This window comes from Nocardioides sp. Z24_21 (genome assembly GCF_058134345.1).
Genome location: NZ_JBYTTH010000007.1, coordinates 23,100 through 40,427, shown reverse-complemented (window position 1 = coordinate 40,427; position 17,328 = coordinate 23,100). Strand labels below are relative to the sequence as shown.

Genomic DNA, 17,328 nt, shown 5'->3' with positions numbered 1-17,328 from the left:
CCTGCGGAAACCAGCGCGATTGCGCGGCCCCACTTGACTGCGGGCCACGTGTGATCGTGCGGAACCCAGAACGCCGAGCTTGGCCCTGAAATGACCCTGAACGTGGGGTCCAGGTGGTCAAACGGCCAAGCCATTGCGGACGCAAACAGGGCTCTGACCTGCGGTCTTTGCAGATCAGAGCCCTGTTTCTCTCGGTCGGGCTGACAGGATTTAGACCTGCTGGCTCGGTGCGCACGTTTCTCCTGGGTGTCGCCGTCCCAAGCGGTCTCGCGCGGTGGAGTGGGGCACACCTCTCTCGCGGCCGGGACGGGCGACCCGCACGCAAGCGATCTGCGCGCTGGTTCGGCCGTGCGGCGGTGGACCTGCCGGTCCGCCAGCCCGCGCGGTCTCAGCTGGTTTTCAGCAAAGATCGTCAGGCACGACGAAGCCCGACTCGTAGGCGCGAATAACCGCCTGCGTCCGGTCACGGACTCCTAGTTTCGCCAGCACGGCCGCCACGTGCGTCTTCACCGTCTCCACGCCGAGGTGGAGCGTCGCGGCGATCTCCGGGTTGGACAGGCCTCGAGCCATCGCCCGCAGCACCTCCTCCTCCCGTGCCGACAAGCGAGCCAGGTCGGGACCGCTCGCGCTCGGTTGCCGCGACCGTTGCCGCACCAGCTCGCGGAGCTTGGCGGGGAACAGAAGGGTGTCCGGTTGGACGGCCAGGCGTACGGCCGCGACGACGTCGTTAGCAGGGGCGCGCTTGAGCAGGTAGCCGCGGGCGCCCGCCAGCAGGGCGTCGTAGACGTGGTCGTCATTCTCGAACGTCGTCAGCACGATCACTGCGGGTGGCCGGTTGCCTGCAGTGATGGTTCGGGTGGCGGTGATGCCGTCGACCCGGGGCATCCGGATGTCCATCAGCACGACGTCGGGGCGCAGCCGGCCGACCTGGGACACCGCCTCGGCGCCGTCCTCCGCCTCGCCCACGACGTCGAGGTCGTCCTCCGTCGAGAGCGTGACAGTAATGCCGCGACGCACCAGGGGCTCGTCGTCAACGAGCAGCACCCGCGTCATCGTGCGGTCCTGATGGGCAGCACCACGCGCAAGCGCCAGCCGTCGTCTGTCGGGCCAGCGGTCGCGTGGCCGCCGATCGCCGTGACCCGTTCCCGGATTCCTCGGAGGCCATGACCGCGCCGGTCCCCCATCCGTCGGGGAGGGGGCGCGGACGTGTTCGTGACCTCGAGAGTGAGAGCACCCCCAGTCCGATCGAGGCGGACCCGACACGGTCCGGAACCGTGGCGCAGGACGTTGGACAAGGCCTCCTGAGCCACCCGGTAGAGCTCCCGGGAGACGACCGGGGGTACGGCGTCGTCAGCGTCGCCAGACCGGTCCTCCATGGTCACGTCCAGGCCAGCGCGGCGGGCGGCAGCGACCAGGTCGACGAGGTCAGCGAGGTCCGGGGTCGGTCGTCGCGTCGTCTCCTCCACCCGCAGCAGCCCCAGCACGTGGTCCAACTCGCCCGCCGCCTGTCGGGCGGCGCTCTCGATCGCCGCCAGCGCCTCGGCGACGAAGCCGGGATCGGAGTGCTGCACCCGGGCTGCCGCAGCGGCCTGCACGGTCACCAGGCTCAGCGCGTGACCGACGCTGTCGTGGATCTCGCGGGCGATCCGGTGTCGCTCGCCCAGCTCCGTCGCCTCCCGCTCCAACCGGTCCACCCGCTCGCGGAGCGACGGTCCGAGCAGCAGAGGAGCCAGCCGGCGCAGCCCAGCCGCCAACAACGCCCCGAGCGCCGGAACGGCAAGGACTGAGGGGAGCACCAACCATGGGCTCTGTTGGAAAGCCAGGAACGGGACCGGCCCCGTCCAAAGGACCAGGGCCGCTCCCGCCAGGACGTGCGCCCACAGCCAGCCCACGCTCCGCCAGCGGTCGTGCCACTGGGTGGACGCCTGCGGGAGCCCGCCGAAGAAGGACACCGCGAGCATCGACTCGGATGCGGTGCCCTCGATCCGTCGTACGGCGGGCAGGGCCCCCACCGCCAGCACCAGGAGCGAACCGATCAGCACGCCGATGGTCACGACGAGCGGCTGCGCAAGTGCAGTGGCCTGGCCCACCGCGGCGGCGAGAAGGGCCGCGAGCATCGTGAACGCCAGGGCCAGGGCCGCGCCGAGCATGACGAACGCCACTCCGAGCAGGGCGCCCGGTCCCAGCACGGCGGTCGCCGCTCGGCGCAGGCTGCTCACCGGGCCATCGTCTCAGGTTCTTGCCCCCGACCGGCTCCCTCGCACGGGGGAGTGCGTGCGGCGGATCGCCGACCGACCGACCCCAGCCCGGAAATCCCGACGCGAGGGAGCGCTGTCCCCCGCGCGGGGGAATCGGCTCCCGCGCCGCGGTGGTGCTGTGGGGTGCATGACTGATACCCATGCCTGCTTCGAGCCGGTTGACGCCTCCGTCGACACAGACGGCGCGTCATCGAGGGTCCACGCGTCCGAGTCGTCCCGGCCGTCCACGTCCGGGTCGGCGGCCTTTCGTCGACTCTGGCGCCAGTGGCCTCGGTGGACCGCGTGGGGTGCCATCGTCTGGTCGGCGGTGTTCGCGACATTCGGGGCAGTGTGGTGGGCCGGCTGGCAGTGGTACCCATTCGCGACCGTCCACGAAGACCGCTCGAGCGCCTCGCTCTTCGAGGGGGCGCCGCCGCACGTCATGGGCCCCCTGTTCCTGGTGCTCGGCGTGGTCGGCGTCGCCAGCGGCTTCGTCATGCTCCAAGAGCACGTCGGCCCGGCACTGCGTCGCGCCGCAACCGGGTACGGCGCCGGCGCTGCCGTGCTGTTCGCCGGCGTAATGTCGGACTACACGCCACTCACCACGCTGGTGATGTGGCCGGCGATGCTGGTGTTCGCCTTCACCGGAGTCCCCGGCGCGCAGGACGGCATCGGCGACATCCTGTATTGGCACCGAGTGAACGTGCTGCTGATCTTCGTCGGAGGGTTGCTGTGGGCGGGAGCGACGCTCGGCCACTACCGCCGTACCCAGGGGGCGTGCAGTCGTTGCGGGCGCGGTGGGCTCCGGCCAGAGCCCACGACCGAACGGTTACTGCGCTGGGGCAGGGCAGGGGTCTGGGTGGCAGTGCTGTCGACGGTCCCGTACGACATCACCCGGCTCGCCTGGTTCCTCGGCTGGCCGCTAGGCCTGTCCGACCCGTTGTACGACAGCCTCGCGGCGACCCCCGGCCTGCTCGCCATCGGGCTGGTGCTCGGGCTGGTCTCGACGGGAGGGGCGATGCTCACGCACGGACTGATCGCCGCGTGGGGAGAGCGGTTCCCGAGCTGGGTGCCGCGACTCGCCCGCAGAAGAGTCCCGGTAATGCTGGCGGTCATCCCGGCAGCCACCGTCACGGTGACAATTCCCGCAGCGTCGGTCATGTTCCTCAACCCCCGGGTCAACGACGGGTTCTCAGCCGAGAACTGGAGCACCTGGGCCCCCAGCCTGATCTGGCTGTTCTGGGCGGTCGGGTTGGGGGTGGCCACGTACTGCTACTGGCTGCGTCGTCGGGGGCCGTGCCAGCACTGCGAGCGCACGGACGGACGGACTTGCGATGATCTTCCTGATCGACAAGGCCGCATCAGGTGACTCGACCTGGCGGGACGTGTGCGACGCCGTCGCTATGGGGAACCTACGACAGCGGAAATAGGGCCACTCCCGCTCGGCGAGCGGCACACGCGCGCACCAGAACTGTTCCTCGCCAGGCTGGCGGCGGTGCCGGAGAGCTGTGGACGATCGATCAGGTCGCCGCACTCTCCCGACACCGCGGCCCGCGTCCTAGGACACTCCTCCTCCGTGATCACCAAGGAGTACTACATCGAAAGGGACCGGTCAGCGCCCGACGTGACGCACCTTCTGCAGAGCTTCGCCGGCCGGAAGACGACGACCCCGCCGAGCGAGTGAGTCTGCGGACTACGCCCGATGACCACTCCAGGAACGAACGTCCGCAGGGCTCCCCAGACCGAGGCAAAGCCGGTCATGCGACAGAGTTTTCGGGACATAAACGTGGCACGAGGCGATTTGGCTCGAAACGCAAGTAGCCCCTGATCAGCGTTTCCGCTGGTCAGGGGCTACTTCTCGGTCGGGCTGACAGGATTTGAACCTGCGACCCCTTGACCCCCAGTCAAGTGCGCTACCAAGCTGCGCCACAGCCCGAGTGCCTCCGGCGCGAAGCCTGCGAAGCGTGGGGAACACTACCGCAGCCCCTCGGCCGCCACGGAATCGACCCGCCCGTTCGCGGCACGGCGCCTGGCCCGACTGGGCCATTTGTCGCCGAACCCCCACGGGCGTGCCCCGGCGGCGGTGAGCATGGACCCTCGACCTGTGGGGGGTTCCGATGCCAGCACTGCCACGCCTTGCTCCGACGATCGCCGCACTCGCGGCACTCGTCGGGCTGGGCCTCACCGCGCCCGGGGCTTACGCGGCACCCGAGACTGCCGTCCACGAGGACGGTGCGCACGCGCAGGCGCTGGCCGAGGCCGTCGCGCTGGCCGACCAGCTCGCCGAGCGCGAGCAGACCCTGACGGCGCTCAACCGACGCGCCGACGCGCGAGACCGGGCCCTCGTCGGACGCCGCGCAGTCCTGGCCGACTACGGCTACCACGGCGACCCGGGCGCCGTGCGGGCCGTGCTTCCGCTGGCGTCGTACGACGTCTCGGCCGGCTTCGGCCTGACCGGCCCGTTGTGGGAGGCCCAGCACGACGGGCAGGACTTCGGCGCGTACGCCGGGGAGCCTGTGGTCGCTGTCGCCGACGGCGTGGTCACCGAGGTGGCGGACGCCGGGCCCTACGGGCTGCGCACGATCCTCACGCTCCCCGACGGCACCGAGGTCTGGTACTGCCACCAGAGCGAGGCGTCGGTCTCGACCGGCCAGCAGGTCCACGTCGCGGACGTCATCGGCAGCGTCGGCTCGACCGGCAACTCCACCGGCCCGCACCTGCACCTGGAGGTGCGGACACCCGACGGCGCGGTCGACCCGATGGACTGGCTGCGGGCGCAGGGGCTCGACCCGTGACCCGCACCCGGCGTCAGCGCTTGCGCTTCTCGCGCGGCTTCTGGTTGATCACGATCGGCGTGCCGACGAAGCCGAACTCCTCGCGCAGGCGCCGCTCGACGAACCGCTCGTAGGCTGCGTCGAGCCGACCGCTCGTGAACAGCACGAACGTGGGCGGCGCGGTCGACGGCTGGGTGGCGAAGAGGATCTTGGGCTGCTTGCCGCTGCGCACGGGGTGCGGGTGCTCGGCGATGAGCCGGCCCAGGAACGTGTTGAGCGCCCCGGTGCCGATGCGCGTCTCCCAGCCCTCGAGCGCCTTGTCGATGGCCGGCACCAGCCGGTCGACGTGCCAGCCGGTGCGGGCGGTGAAGTTGATGCGTGGCGCCCACCGCACCTGCACGAGGTCGCGCTCGATCTCGCGCTCGAGGTAGTGGCGACGCTCCTCGTCGACGAGGTCCCACTTGTTGAAGGCGATGACCATCGCCCGGCCGGCGTCGCGGATCGTCTGGATGATGCGCATGTCCTGCTCGGACACCGTCTGGCTGGCGTCGAGCACCAGCACCGCCACCTCGGCGCGGTCGATGGCGGTCGTCGTGCGCAGGGAGGCGTAGTACTCGTGGCCGGACGCCTGGTTGACGCGCTTGCGGATGCCCGCGGTGTCGATGAACCGCCAGGTCCGGTCGCCGAGGGTGATCAGCTCGTCGACGGGGTCGACGGTGGTGCCGGCGACGTTGTCGACGACGACGCGGTCCTCCTTGGCGAGCATGTTGAGCAACGAGGACTTGCCGACGTTGGGCTTGCCGACGATCGCGATGCGGCGGGGACCGCCGACCTCGTCGAAGACCTCCTCCGGGGTCTCGGGCAGCGCCGCGAGGATCGCGTCGAGCATGTCGCCCGACCCGCGCCCGTGCAGCGCGGAGACCGAGAAGGGCTCGCCCAGGCCGAGGTTCCACAGGCCGTAGGCCTCGGCCTCGGTGCGCTGGTCGTCGACCTTGTTGGCCGCGAGCACGACAGGCTTGCCCGACTTGCGGAGGATCCGCACGACCGCCTCGTCGGCGTCGGTGATGCCGACGGTCGCGTCGACGACGAAGAGGACGGCGTCGGCCAGCGACACCGCCACCTCGGCCTGCCCGGCGATGCGCTCGGCGAGGCCGCGGGCGTCGGGGTCCCAGCCGCCGGTGTCGACGACGGTGAAGGCGCGCCCGTTCCAGTGGGCGTCGTAGGAGACGCGGTCGCGGGTCACGCCCGGACGATCCTCCACGACGGCCTCGCGGCGACCGATGATCCGGTTGACGAGGGTGGACTTGCCCACGTTGGGTCGCCCGACGACGGCCAGGACGGGGGTCGGGCCGGTGGCATCGGTCCCGGGGACGGACCCCGGGGTCGACGCGGACTCGACGTCGGCGTCGTAGTCAGTCATGGGTGATCACAGCTCTCTGGGTGGCTCGACGAGCCCGGTGTCGGGGTCGTCCTCGGATTGTCCCGCAGGAAGGGGCCCGGGCAAGGATCGGCGCGTCTCGGCGAGCGCGGCGGCCAGCTCGGACAGCATGTGCCCCCGGAGCAACACCGAGGTGGCCCGCACCTGTTCCCGCGTACGCGGCCACGGCTGCTGTGTCGTCCGCCACGCCTGCCCGAACACGATGTCGATGGTGTCGCCGCGCCCGGGGAGCGCGTTGGCGCCGCCGCCCGGCGGCCGGGTGCCGATCATCGTGACCGGCACCACCGGGGCGCCGGTGACGAGGGCCAGGTAGGCCGCACCGTGGTGGAAGCGGTGCAGCTCCCCGTCGCCACGGGTGCCCTCGGGGAAGATGCCGGCCACTCCCCCGTCGCGCACGACCCGCAGGCAGGCCCGGATCGCGCCGGGATCGGCGTGGAACCGGTCGAGCGGGATCTGTCCGGAGGCGCGCAGGAAGCGCCCGAGCCGGCCCGCGAACATCTCGCGCTTGGTCAGGGCGTGCACGGGGCGCGGCGAGAAGGTGGCGAGCAGCGGCCCGTCGATGATCCCGACGTGGTTGGCGGCCAGGATCACGCCGCCCGACGCCGGCACCCGGTCCGCGTGGTGCACCGTCACGGGCCACCGCGCCCGCACCAGCCGTGCCGCCACGGGACGCACCCGCTGCAGCACCCGGGTCGCGGGGTGCTCCTCCGCGCTGGTCGGCAGCTCCGCGCGGGTCACGCGGGCCGGACCTCCGCGGCCAGCTCGACGATGCGGTCGATGACCTCGGCGAGCGTGAGGTGGGTGCTGTCGACGTGGACGGCACCCTCGGCCACGGTGAGCGGCGCGGTGGCGCGACCGGAGTCGATGCGGTCGCGCTCGAGCAGCGACTGCTGGGTGCTGGCGACGTCGCTGCCGCCCTGCTCGGCCGCGCGCCGCTGGGCCCGGGCGTCGGGGTCGGCGCTGAGGTAGACCTTGACCTCGGCCTGCGGCCAGACGACCGAGCCGATGTCACGTCCCTCGACCACGATGCCGCCCGCGCCGATCACCTCGCGCTGGAGCTCGAGCAGGCGAGCCCGGACCTCGGGCACGGCACTGACCGGGCTGACCGCGGCCGTGACGTCCTCGCCGCGGATCTCGACGGAGACGTCGGTGCCGTCGACGGTGATGGTCGGGGCGAGCGGGTCGGTGCCGGACTCGATGGTGGGACGCCCGGCGGCGGCCGCGACCGCCGCCTGGTCGCGTACGTCGACGCCCTCGCGCAGCAGCCACCAGGTCATCGCACGGAACATGGCGCCGGTGTCGAGGTAGCGCAGGCCGAGACGTCGGGCCACGCCGCGAGACGTGCTCGACTTCCCCGATCCGGAGGTGCCGTCGACGGCGATGACGAGGGACCTGGAGGGGAGGGTGCTGGCGCTGCTCACGGGCGAGAAGGCTACCGGTGGGTCGTCCAGCCGCGGGATTCGAGAGCGGCCAGCAGGCGCTCGGCGCTGTCGCGCTCGACCACGAGCTCGGTGAGGCCGACCGGTCGGGCCGGGTCGTGGTCGATGCGGACGTCCTCGATGTTGACGCCGATCTCGCCGGCGTCGCCGAAGAGACGGGCCAGCTCGCCCGGGTGGTCGGGCACGGCCACGAAGACCGAGCGGGTCGGCCGCGCCGGGCCGCCGTGCTTGCCCGGGATCGCGGCGGTGCCGGCGTTGCCGCGGGTGAGGATGTCGGCGAGGTCGTCGTCGGCGTCCGAGGCGACCGCCGCCATCAGCGCGTCGAGGTCGGCGCGGACCTCGGCCAGCAGGTCGAGCACCGCCTCGGAGTTGGCCTCGAGGATCTGCTGCCACAACGCCGGGTCGCTGGCGGCGACCCGGGTGACGTCGCGCACTCCCTGGCCCGACAGGGCGAGGTGCTCGGCGGGGGCGGCGGCCAGCCGCCCGGCGACCAGCACCGCGGCGAGGTGGGGCAGGTGGGAGATCCGGGCGACCGCGCGGTCGTGCTCGACCGGCTCCATCACCAGCGGCGCGGCACCGCACTCGAGCACCAGCGCCTCGACGAGCCCCACCGCCTCCGGTCGGGCGTGGGGGTGGGGTGTGACCGCCCACGGGCGGCCGTCGAAGAGCGCGGCGCTGGCAGCCAGGGGGCCGGAGCGCTCGCTGCCGGCCATCGGGTGGGAGCCGACGTAGCGCCCGAGCTCGGCGGGGCCGACGCGGGCCGCGACCGCCTCGAGCGGGGCCGCCTTCACGCTGCCCACGTCGGTGACCACGGCGTCGGTGCGGCGGAGCGCCTCGACGACGGCGTCGCCGACCAGGGCCGGCGGCACGGCCACCACGACCAGCTGCGGACGGTCGGCAGCGGTCGCCGGGCGTCCGGCGCCGAGGCCGTGGGCGGTGCGCAGGTGCTCCTCGGAGGTGTCGCGCAGCGCCACCTCGATCCCGAGCCGGCTGCACACGAGCGCGATCGACGTGCCGATGAGCCCGGCGCCGACGACCTCGACCGGCCCGGTCAGGGCCGGCAGGTCGCCGTCAGCCATGGCTGGTGGTCCGCGCCAGGTCGCGACGCAGGTGCGCCGCACCGTGGAGGTAGGCGTGGGTGATCTCGGCACGCGGCAGGTCGGTCTCGACGTGCGCCATCAGGCGCACGACCCGCGGCATCGAGCCCTCGATCTCCAGCTCGCGGGCGCACACCAGCGGGACGTCGGAGAAGCCGAGCTGGCGCGCGGCATAGGCCGGGAACTCGCTGGTGAGGTCGCTGGTCGCGGTGAAGATGATCGAGATGAAGTCGTCGACCTCGAGGCCGTTGGCCTCCATCACGTCGGTCACCAGCTCGGCCACCCGGTCGAGCATGTGCTCGCGGGTGTCCTCGTCGAGCTGGGTCGCACCACGTACTGCTCTCACTGCCACACGGTGAGCCTAGCGGCGCCGAGTCTCACTGGGTGTGGCCCATCGGCTGGGCGAGATGCGTGGACACCGCGCTGGGTTGCCGTGCCCGAGCCCGAGTGACCTGACCGACGAGCGGTGGGACCTGCTGGGGCCTGCGGACCAGTCCACGGTCCAGAACGTACCCATCCACGGTGTCGCAGGACGTCCCGCTCGTCGGCAGACGCGTGCCCTCATCGCGGCATGCGCCCGGGTGCGTGACCCTCGTTTCAGGGGGCCTCAAGCTCGATGCGCGTCTCGGTGCAACGAAAGCCGGCGCGGCGGAAGGCCGCAACCATGGGCGCGTTGGCGGCATCCGTGGTCGCGGTGACGCGAGGGGCACCCTGCTCGGCGTGGAAGCGGGTGATGAACGCGAGGATCTCGTCCACGTACCCCCGACCTCGGTGCTCGGGGAGCACAGCGAGGTATCCGACGTTGCGGTTCGTCGGGGTCGCTGACGGGATGGCGACACCGACGACGGTGCGGTCAGTCGTGGCGGCCGTGTGCCACCAGGAGCGTTCCCCGGGGCAGGCTCGGTAGTAGGCGATCTCGGCACGGGCCAGCTCGTCGGGGCTGCTGGACTCGAGCTCGCGGCGGGTCATCACGTCCAGCGAGCCCTCCGCAGCGGCGGCGAACAGTCGTACGAACGTGTCGTCGTCGGCCGGCGCGAACACGAGCGAGCCGAGTGCTGGCGGCAACGGTCGATCCGCGTCCCACTGGAACTGGAGTCGCTCGTTGACCCGCGTCATGCCCGCTGCATCAGCGGCACGAGTCTTCAGGTGCATCTCGGCGGCCACGGTCGCATGGTCGCGCCAGTCGTTCGGCAGTCGCATCGTGTGCGGCAGCGGGACGGCCACCCCTCGACGTGACAGGGCCTCGTGTCCCGCATCGAGAAGAGCCCTGGCCAGGCTGCCGCGGTCGGGCACCTGCGCATGAACGTCCCACACGTCCAACGCGATCGGCACGGTCGTGTCCCGGCCCCACCACATCGCTCGCCCGATGACCGCGCCAGACTCGTCGATCGCCAGGACGGACCACTCGGGCCGGATACGGCCCGCCGCGATCTCTGTTGCTACCTCGTCGGCCGAGAGGCCGGTCTCGGCAGGAACGCTCAGTGTCGCCGCGGAAGCCAGCTGCGTGGCCGAGGGCTGGGCGATTCGCATCGCCCGAGTTTCCGCGGCCGCCCCAACCGTAGGCAAACCCATTGTTGCTCATCGGTGGATCCGGTCGCTGACGTCGCCGACAGGGACACACCCAGTCAGAGCTGCGCGCTGTCCATCAGCTCGCCCAGCTCGGCCACGGTGAGCTCGCGCATCGCGCCCGGCCGCAGCCGCGCCAGGGTCAGCGGTCCGATCTGGGTGCGGGTGAGCCGGCGGACCGGGTGCCCGAGGTGTGCGAGCAGCCGCCGCACGATGCGGTTGCGGCCCTCGTGGATGGTGAGCTCCACGATCGAACGGTTGCTGCCCTCGCGCCGCGGGTCACCGCCGAGCACCCGTGCGTGGGTGACGGTGACCGGGCCGTCGTCGAGGGTCACGCCAGCGAGCAGCTCGCGGATGGTGCGGACGTGCACCTCGCCGTCGACCTCCGCGACGTAGGTCTTGTCGACCTGGTGGGAGGGGTGCGCCAGCAGCTGGGCGAAGTCGCCGTCGTTGGTGAGGATGATCAGGCCCTCGGTGTCGGTGTCGAGGCGCCCCACGTGGAAGAGCCGCTCGGGCCGGTCGGCCACCAGGTCGCCGAGCGTCGGCCGGCCCTCGGGGTCGGACATCGTCGACACGACGCCCCGGGGCTTGTTGAGCACCAGGTAGACCTTGTCGCTGATCGGCGGCAGCCGCTTGCCGTCGACGCGGATCACCGCCGTGCGGGGGTCGACCTTGGTGCCGAGGCGGGTGACCACCTCGCCGTCGACCTCGACGAGGCCGTCGAGCATCAGCTCCTCGCACTTGCGGCGGCTGGCCACCCCCGACTTGGCGAGCAGCTTCTGCAGCCGGATGAGGCCGTCCTCGTCGGTCTCGGGGCGCTGCGAGGCGGGCTGGTCGTTGTCGGGGGCGTCGTGCGGCTTCATGCGGGGTCCCTGGGCGAGCGGTGGGGGTGCGGGTGGGGCCGGGAGTGAGGGCGGGAGGTGGTCATGAGACCTCCGTCCCGCCGTCGGGCTCGGTGCCCGACCCGGAGTGGGGCGAGGGGTGCCGGGCGGGAGAGTCGTCGGGCTCGGGCGACGGCTCGGAGGACGTCTCGGGGAGCGGCTCCGGCGTCGGCTCGGGCGCGGCGTCGAGGCCGGCGACGCTGGCGAGCTCGTCCTCCAGGTCGTCCATGTCGGGCAGGTAGGGGGCGAGCTCGGGCAGCTCGTCGAGGGAGGTGATGCCGATGCGCTCGAGGAAGTAGGAGGTGGTGCGGTAGAGGTTGGCGCCGCTCTGCTCGTCCTGCCCGGCCTCCTCGACCAGGCCGCGGGTGAGCAGGGTGCGCATCACGCCGTCGACGTTGACGCCGCGGATGGCGGAGACCCGCGCCCGCGACACCGGCTGCTTGTAGGCGACCACCGACAGGGTCTCCAGCGCGGCCCGGGTCAGCCGCGCCTGCTGCCCCTCCAGGACGAATGCCTCGACGACACCGGCGAACTCCGGGCGCGAGTAGAAGCGCCATCCGCCGGCCACCGACCGCAGCTCGAAGCCGCGGCCCTGCTCGGCGTACTCACGGACGAGAGCGTCGAGCGCCGACTCGACCTCCTCGACGGGGTGGCCCACCACCGAGGCGAGCCGCACCGTGCCGAGCGGCTCGTCGGAGACCATCAGGATGGCCTCCAGCGCGGGACGCAGCTCGGCGACGGGGACGGCGAGGGTCTCGACGTCGAGCTCCTGGTCGACGGACTCCCCCGCCTCGGCCGGGCTGCTGTCGGGCTGCTCGCTCACTGGTCCTCCTCGCGCACACCGGCGGGAGCCGGCAGCGGTACATCATCGTCGTCCGACGGGGCGCCGTCGAACTCGTCGTGGATCTCGACGTCGCCGTCCTCGGCGCCCGTCCAGCGCACCGTCAGCTCGCCGAGCGGCGTGACCTGGTCGAACGACACGGCGCCCTCGCGGAACAGCTCCAGCAACGACAGGAAGCGGGCCACCGTCGTGAGCCGGTCCGGGGAGTCGCCGCAGAGCGCGCGGAACGTCATCGTGCCGCCGCGCCGCAGCCGGTCGACGACCAGCTGGGCCTGCTCGCGCACGCTGACCTTGGCGGCGTGGATGTGCTGCAGCGACACCTCGAGCACCGGCTTGGGCTCCATCGCCCGCGCCGCCAGCCGGGCGAACTCCTCGAGCCCGATGCCGATCAGCACGTCGGGCAGCAGGGTGGCGAAGCGCTCCTCCAGGCCGACCGCGCGCGGGTGGCGGCGCGACTCCGAGGCCAGCCGGTCCTCCATGACCGTGGCCACCTGCTTGAACGCCCGATACTGCATGAGCCGGGCGAAGAGCAGGTCGCGCGCCTCGAGCAGCGCGAGGTCCTCCTCGTCCTCCACGTCGCCCTGCGGCAGCAGCCGGGCCGCCTTGAGGTCGAGCAGCGTGGCGGCGACCACCAGGAACGACGTGGTCTGCTCGAGGTCCCACTGCTCGCCGAGGGTCTTGACGTGGGCGATGAACTCGTCGGTGACCTGGGAGAGGGCGACCTCGGTGATGTCGAGCTTGTGCTTGGCGATCAGCCCGAGCAGCAGGTCGAAGGGTCCCTCGAAGTTGTCCAGGCGGACGGCGAACGCCGGGGCCTCGCTGCCCGGCTCGAGCGAGTCGGCGGGCGCGGCGCCCGGAGCAGCAGGGCGGGCGGCGCTCACTCGGCCAGCAGCCGCTGCACCAGCGCGCTGTCGGCCCCCTGGCCCTCGAGGTCGGCGAGCACCAGCGCGAGCGCCTCGCGCACCAGGCGGCCCCGGTCGACGGCGAGGCCGTGCTCGCGGCGGAGCGTGAGCCGGGCGTGCTCGATGTCGAGGAGCTCGTCGGAGGTGACGTAGACCGTCATCTTCTCGTCGTGGCGTACGCGCCCGCTGGGCTTGCGCGGCCCGGCCGGCTCGGCCTCGTCGGCGACGGCGCGCACCCGCCGCGGCCGGGTGTCGGCCTCGGCCCCCGCGGCGTCGACGGGGTCGGCGGTCGGCCGGAACAGGTCGTCCGCGGCCGGCATGCTCACTCGGCGGGCCACCGGGACAGCACCTCCTTCGCCAGCTGGCGGTAGGCGTCGGCGCCCGTCGACGACGACGCGTAGGACGTGATGGGCTCCCCCGCGACGGTGGCGTCGGAGAACTTCACGGTGCGACGGATGACGGTGTGGAAGACCTTGTCGCCCCACGCCGAGACCAGACGCTCCATCACCTCGCGGCTGTGGAGCGTGCGCCCGTCGAACATGGTGCCGAGCACCCCCTCGATCTCCAGCTTGGGGTTGAGCCGCTCGCGCACCTTGTCGATCGTGGTCTTGAGCAGCGCGACGCCGCGCAGCGCGAAGTACTCGCACTCCAGCGGCACGATGACGCCGTCGGAGGCGGTGAGGGCGTTGACCGTGAGCAGCCCGAGCGAGGGCTGGCAGTCGATGAGGATGACGTCGTAGTGCTCGAGCGCGGGGGCGAGCACGCGCTGCAGGGTCTGCTCGCGTGCGACCTCGTGCACCAGCTGCACCTCGGCCGCGGACAGGTCGATGTTGGACGGCAGCAGGTCCATGCCCTCGATGCCGGAGGGCACGACGACCTCGTCGAGGGACACCTCGCGGTCCATCAGCAGGTTGTAGATGGTGAAGTCCATCTCGTGCGGGTTGAGGCCCAGACCCACCGACAGCGAGCCCTGGGGGTCGAAGTCGACGAGCAGCACCCGGCGCCCGAGCTCGGCCAGCGACGCGCCGAGGTTGATCGTGGTGGTGGTCTTGCCGACCCCGCCCTTCTGGTTGCACATCGAGACGACGCGGGCGCCGCCGTGCTCGGTGAGGGCCGGGGGCTCGGGGAAGGCCGGCATCGGGCGACCGGTGGGCCCGATCGGCTCCTCCGCCTGGAGGGTCGCGGTGGGCGACTCGATCGGGCGCTCGAAGGGGATCGGCTGGGTCACGGGCTGCTCGTCTCGCGGGGTCGGGCCTGGCTGGGCTGTCTGGTGCGGCACCGGCGTCCGCACGAGGGGCGGCATCTGCGGGGCACTGCTGCCCGTGTCGTGACCGGGGAATCCCGCACCGCTCATGTCTGCTCCTCGTGCCTCGTCGTGGCTGGGTCGTGCATCGGGCCTACCGCTCGATTGGACCACGTCGCACGCCCGCGACTTTGTCGACACGTCGACAGTTGTCGCACCAGTTCCGAGACGGTCCCGGCCTGCACCGCGCGGGACTCTACGCGGCCCACGGGGACGGACTCACAGCCGCCTCATCGCCACGGTCGCGATCACCAGCTCGCCGGCGCTGTCGGTGGCGTCGCAGTCCACCCTCGCCTCGATCACCCAGTCGTGGTGCCCCTCGGGGTCGTGGATGGTCTGGCGTACGTCGCGGACCCGGGCCGTGGTGCCCTCCTCGGCGCCGACGGGCTCGCCGACGCGCTCCTCCCCCACGACCAGCAGGTCCGGACCGCGCGCGTCGCCATCGGTGAGGACCCGGTCGTGCTCGGCGTAGTAGTCCTCCAGCGCGGCGTCCCACGCCGACCGGCCGACGACCACCTCGCGCGGCGGGTCGGTGCGGTCGGCGGCGGCGCGCTCGAGGCGTACGAGACCGTCGAGGTCGTCGCGGGAGACCGCGTCCACCCGCGCCCACATCGCGTTGCGCACCATCACCCGGAACGGCCGCTCCTGGCGCGAGAGGGGGCGCGGCGGGGGCGGCGGCTCGTGGTGCGCGACGGACGAGGAGGCGTGGTCGGGGTCGGCCAGCGCCTCCCACTCGTCGAGCAGCGAGGAGTCGGTCTGGCGCACGGTCTCGCCGAGCCACTCGATGACGTCCTCCACCTCGGGGGCACGGTGCGACTCGGGCACGGTCTGCCGCAGCGTCCGGTAGGCGTCGGTGAGGTAGCGCAGCACGAGTCCCTCGGAGCGGGCGAGCTGGTAGCGACCGACGAAGTCGGTGAACCCCATCCCCTGCTCCCACATCTCCCGGACGATCGACTTGGGGCCGAGTGCGTCGTCGGGCAGCCACGGGTGGGTCTGCCGGTAGGTCTCGTAGAGGGCCTCGAGGAGCTCGCGCAGCGGCTGGGGCCAGGTGATCTCCTCCAGCAGCGCCATCCGCTCGTCGTACTCCAGGCCGTCGGCCTTCATCTCCCCGATGGCCTCGCCGCGGGCGGCGTGCTGCTGGGCCATCAGGATCTGGCGCGGTGCCTCCAGGACGGCCTCCACCACCGACACCACGTCGAGGCCGTAGGTCTCGGACTCGGGGTCGAGCACGTCGAAGGCGGCCAGCGCGAAGTGGGCGAGCGGCTGGTTGAGCGCGAAGTCGTCGGGGAGGTCGACGGTGAGCACGTGACGCCGGCCGTGCTCGTCGGGCTCGTCGAGGCGGGTCACGATCCCCGTACGCACGAGCGAGCGCGACAGGCGCAGGGCCCGCCGGGCCAGGCGCAGCTGCCCGCGACGGTCCTCGTGGTTGTCGGTGAGGAGCCGCCGGAGCACCGAGAACGCGTCCTCCTCGCGGGTCAGGACGTTGATCAGCATCGAGTTGTCGACCTTCATCCGGCTGGTCAGCCGCTCCGGCACCCCGGCCACCAGCTTGTCGAAGGTCTGCTCGGTCCACACGACCGTGCCCTCGGGCGGCTTCTTGAGCTGCGCCTTCGACTTCTTCTTGCCGGCGGCGACGCGTGCGGCCGACTTGGCCTTGGCCTGCTCGTTCTCGATGACGTGCTCGGGAGCCTGGACGACGACGTGGCCGGCGGTGTCGTAGCCCGCCCGCCCGGCGCGGCCGGCGATCTGCTGGAACTCGCGCGTGCGGAGCACCCGCTGCCGGTTGCCGTCGAACTTCGCCAGGCCGGTGAACAGCACGGTGCGGATCGGCACGTTGATCCCGACGCCGAGCGTGTCGGTGCCGCAGATGACGCGCAGCAGCCCGGCCTGGGCGAGCGTCTCCACCAGGCGGCGGTACTTCGGCAGCATGCCGGCGTGGTGCACCCCGATGCCGTTGCGCACCATCCGCGACAGCGTCTTGCCGAAGCCCGCCCCGAACCGGAAGGCGCCGATGCGCTCGGCGATGGCGTCCTTGTCCACCTTCTTCAGCGGTCGCCGCAGCAGGTTGGTCGCGTGCTCCACGGCGGCCGCCTGCGTGAAGTGGACGACGTAGACCGGGTCCTGGCCGGTGACGACGAGCTCCTCGAGGGTGTCGTCGAGCGGCTCCATCGACCACCGGAAGCTCAGCGGCACCGGCCGCTCGGCGTCGTCGACGACCGCGGTGTCGCGACCCGTGCGCCGCTGGAGGTCCTCGACGAAGAACGAGACGTCGCCCAGCGTCGCCGACATCAGCAGGAACTGCGCGTCGACCAGCTCGAGCAGCGGCACCTGCCACGCCCAGCCCCGGTCGTGCTCGGAGTAGAAGTGGAACTCGTCCATCACCACGAGGCCGACATCGGCCGAGCGTCCCTCGCGCAGCGCGATGTTGGCGAGCACCTCCGCGGTGCAGCAGATGATGGGCGCGTCGGGGTTGACCGCGGCGTCCCCGGTCAGCATCCCGACGTTGTCGGCGCCGAACACCTCGATGAGCGCGAAGAACTTCTCGCTGACGAGCGCCTTGATCGGCGCGGTGTAGAAGCTCACCTCGTCGCGCGCGAGCGCCGCCAGGTGGGCGCCGATCGCCACCAGCGACTTCCCCGACCCCGTCGGGGTCGCGAGGATGACGTGGTTGCCGTCGAGGACCTCGATGACCGCCTCGTCCTGGTGGGGGTAGAGCTCCAGCCCACGGTCGGCGACCCAGCCCGTGAAGGCGTCGTAGACCGTGTCCGGGTCGGCGCCCGTGGGGACCCGGGTGTCGAGGCGCACTGGGTCCGGCATGTCTCGATCCAACCATCCGCGCACGCGTCGACG

The 17,328-nt window shown here is 72.1% G+C and carries 16 protein-coding genes and 1 tRNA gene; 2 read left to right on the top strand and 15 right to left on the bottom strand.

What is annotated here, in order from left to right:
• Window positions 1-399 precede the first annotated feature (399 nt).
• Together AC3X7Z_RS18890 and AC3X7Z_RS18885 are read right to left on the bottom strand one after the other, a co-directional pair.
• Complete coding sequence (locus AC3X7Z_RS18890) at window positions 400-1,053, bottom strand: response regulator transcription factor (RefSeq protein WP_186342246.1); 654 nt, start codon at window positions 1,051-1,053, stop codon at window positions 400-402.
• The gene (locus AC3X7Z_RS18885; protein ID WP_186342247.1) at window positions 1,050-2,219 is read right to left on the bottom strand and encodes a sensor histidine kinase; all 1,170 of its coding nucleotides are present in this window, start codon (window positions 2,217-2,219) and stop codon (window positions 1,050-1,052) included. The genes AC3X7Z_RS18890 and AC3X7Z_RS18885 overlap by 4 nt, the downstream gene beginning before the upstream one ends.
• Before the next feature lie 346 nt (window positions 2,220-2,565).
• Between AC3X7Z_RS18885 and AC3X7Z_RS18880 the strand changes: the two genes are divergently transcribed.
• Window positions 2,566-3,606 carry an NYN domain-containing protein gene (locus AC3X7Z_RS18880; RefSeq protein WP_186342248.1) on the top strand — a complete coding sequence of 347 codons (1,041 nt, stop codon included), beginning with the start codon at window positions 2,566-2,568 and terminating at the stop codon, window positions 3,604-3,606.
• A gap of 493 nt (window positions 3,607-4,099) precedes the next feature.
• Here AC3X7Z_RS18880 and AC3X7Z_RS18875 read toward each other — a convergent pair.
• Window positions 4,100-4,173, bottom strand: a tRNA-Pro gene (locus tag AC3X7Z_RS18875).
• Window positions 4,174-4,354: 181 nt separating this feature from the next.
• On the opposite strand from AC3X7Z_RS18875, the gene AC3X7Z_RS18870 reads away from it, so the two are divergent.
• Window positions 4,355-5,032, top strand: coding sequence for a M23 family metallopeptidase (locus AC3X7Z_RS18870; protein WP_186342259.1), 678 nt, complete (start codon window positions 4,355-4,357; stop codon window positions 5,030-5,032).
• 13 nt (window positions 5,033-5,045) lie between these two features.
• Here AC3X7Z_RS18870 and der read toward each other — a convergent pair whose 3' ends face one another.
• The 12 genes from der to AC3X7Z_RS18810 form a co-directional block, all read right to left on the bottom strand.
• The gene (der, locus tag AC3X7Z_RS18865; RefSeq protein ID WP_186342260.1) at window positions 5,046-6,431 is read right to left on the bottom strand and encodes a ribosome biogenesis GTPase Der; all 1,386 of its coding nucleotides are present in this window, start codon (window positions 6,429-6,431) and stop codon (window positions 5,046-5,048) included.
• A gap of 6 nt (window positions 6,432-6,437) precedes the next feature.
• A complete protein-coding gene (locus AC3X7Z_RS18860) occupies window positions 6,438-7,187 on the bottom strand; it encodes a lysophospholipid acyltransferase family protein (RefSeq protein WP_186342261.1) in 750 nt (249 codons plus the stop codon).
• The gene (gene cmk / locus AC3X7Z_RS18855) at window positions 7,184-7,870 is read right to left on the bottom strand and encodes a (d)CMP kinase (RefSeq protein WP_186342262.1); all 687 of its coding nucleotides are present in this window, start codon (window positions 7,868-7,870) and stop codon (window positions 7,184-7,186) included. Before cmk ends, AC3X7Z_RS18860 begins: the two co-directional genes overlap by 4 nt.
• A gap of 11 nt (window positions 7,871-7,881) precedes the next feature.
• Entirely contained in the window at window positions 7,882-8,967 is a 1,086-nt protein-coding gene (locus AC3X7Z_RS18850) for a prephenate dehydrogenase (protein ID WP_186342263.1), read from the bottom strand.
• Complete coding sequence (gene aroH, locus AC3X7Z_RS18845; RefSeq protein ID WP_241005096.1) at window positions 8,960-9,331, bottom strand: chorismate mutase; 372 nt, start codon at window positions 9,329-9,331, stop codon at window positions 8,960-8,962. The genes AC3X7Z_RS18850 and aroH overlap by 8 nt, the downstream gene beginning before the upstream one ends.
• A 251-nt stretch (window positions 9,332-9,582) precedes the next feature.
• Entirely contained in the window at window positions 9,583-10,515 is a 933-nt protein-coding gene (locus AC3X7Z_RS18840) for a GNAT family N-acetyltransferase (protein WP_489976881.1), read from the bottom strand.
• A gap of 95 nt (window positions 10,516-10,610) precedes the next feature.
• A complete protein-coding gene (locus tag AC3X7Z_RS18835; RefSeq protein WP_186342266.1) occupies window positions 10,611-11,414 on the bottom strand; it encodes a pseudouridine synthase in 804 nt (267 codons plus the stop codon).
• A 61-nt stretch (window positions 11,415-11,475) separates the two neighbouring features.
• Window positions 11,476-12,255 (bottom strand): SMC-Scp complex subunit ScpB, encoded by a 780-nt coding sequence (gene scpB / locus AC3X7Z_RS18830; protein WP_489976880.1) that lies wholly within the window; start codon window positions 12,253-12,255, stop codon window positions 11,476-11,478.
• Window positions 12,252-13,154 (bottom strand): segregation and condensation protein A, encoded by a 903-nt coding sequence (locus AC3X7Z_RS18825; protein ID WP_186342268.1) that lies wholly within the window; start codon window positions 13,152-13,154, stop codon window positions 12,252-12,254. Before AC3X7Z_RS18825 ends, scpB begins: the two co-directional genes overlap by 4 nt.
• The gene (locus tag AC3X7Z_RS18820) at window positions 13,151-13,513 is read right to left on the bottom strand and encodes a hypothetical protein (RefSeq protein WP_241005097.1); all 363 of its coding nucleotides are present in this window, start codon (window positions 13,511-13,513) and stop codon (window positions 13,151-13,153) included. The genes AC3X7Z_RS18825 and AC3X7Z_RS18820 overlap by 4 nt, the downstream gene beginning before the upstream one ends.
• Entirely contained in the window at window positions 13,498-14,403 is a 906-nt protein-coding gene (locus tag AC3X7Z_RS18815) for a ParA family protein (RefSeq protein ID WP_489976879.1), read from the bottom strand. Before AC3X7Z_RS18815 ends, AC3X7Z_RS18820 begins: the two co-directional genes overlap by 16 nt.
• Before the next feature lie 294 nt (window positions 14,404-14,697).
• On the bottom strand, window positions 14,698-17,295 hold the full coding sequence (locus AC3X7Z_RS18810; protein WP_489976878.1) for a DEAD/DEAH box helicase: 2,598 nt from the start codon (window positions 17,293-17,295) through the stop codon (window positions 14,698-14,700).
• Window positions 17,296-17,328 lie beyond the last annotated feature (33 nt).

Excerpts from the sequence above, each read along its gene's own strand:
- AC3X7Z_RS18890 (WP_186342246.1), bottom strand. The coding sequence starts at position 1,053 with ATGACGCGGGTGCTGCTCGTTGACGACGAGCCCCTGGTGCGTCGCGGC.
- AC3X7Z_RS18870 (WP_186342259.1), top strand. The coding sequence starts at position 4,355 with ATGCCAGCACTGCCACGCCTTGCTCCGACGATCGCCGCACTCGCGGCA.
- der (WP_186342260.1), bottom strand. The coding sequence starts at position 6,431 with ATGACTGACTACGACGCCGACGTCGAGTCCGCGTCGACCCCGGGGTCC.
- AC3X7Z_RS18850 (WP_186342263.1), bottom strand. The coding sequence starts at position 8,967 with ATGGCTGACGGCGACCTGCCGGCCCTGACCGGGCCGGTCGAGGTCGTC.
- AC3X7Z_RS18840 (WP_489976881.1), bottom strand. The coding sequence starts at position 10,515 with ATGCGAATCGCCCAGCCCTCGGCCACGCAGCTGGCTTCCGCGGCGACA.
- AC3X7Z_RS18835 (WP_186342266.1), bottom strand. The coding sequence starts at position 11,414 with ATGAAGCCGCACGACGCCCCCGACAACGACCAGCCCGCCTCGCAGCGC.
- AC3X7Z_RS18810 (WP_489976878.1), bottom strand. The coding sequence starts at position 17,295 with ATGCCGGACCCAGTGCGCCTCGACACCCGGGTCCCCACGGGCGCCGAC.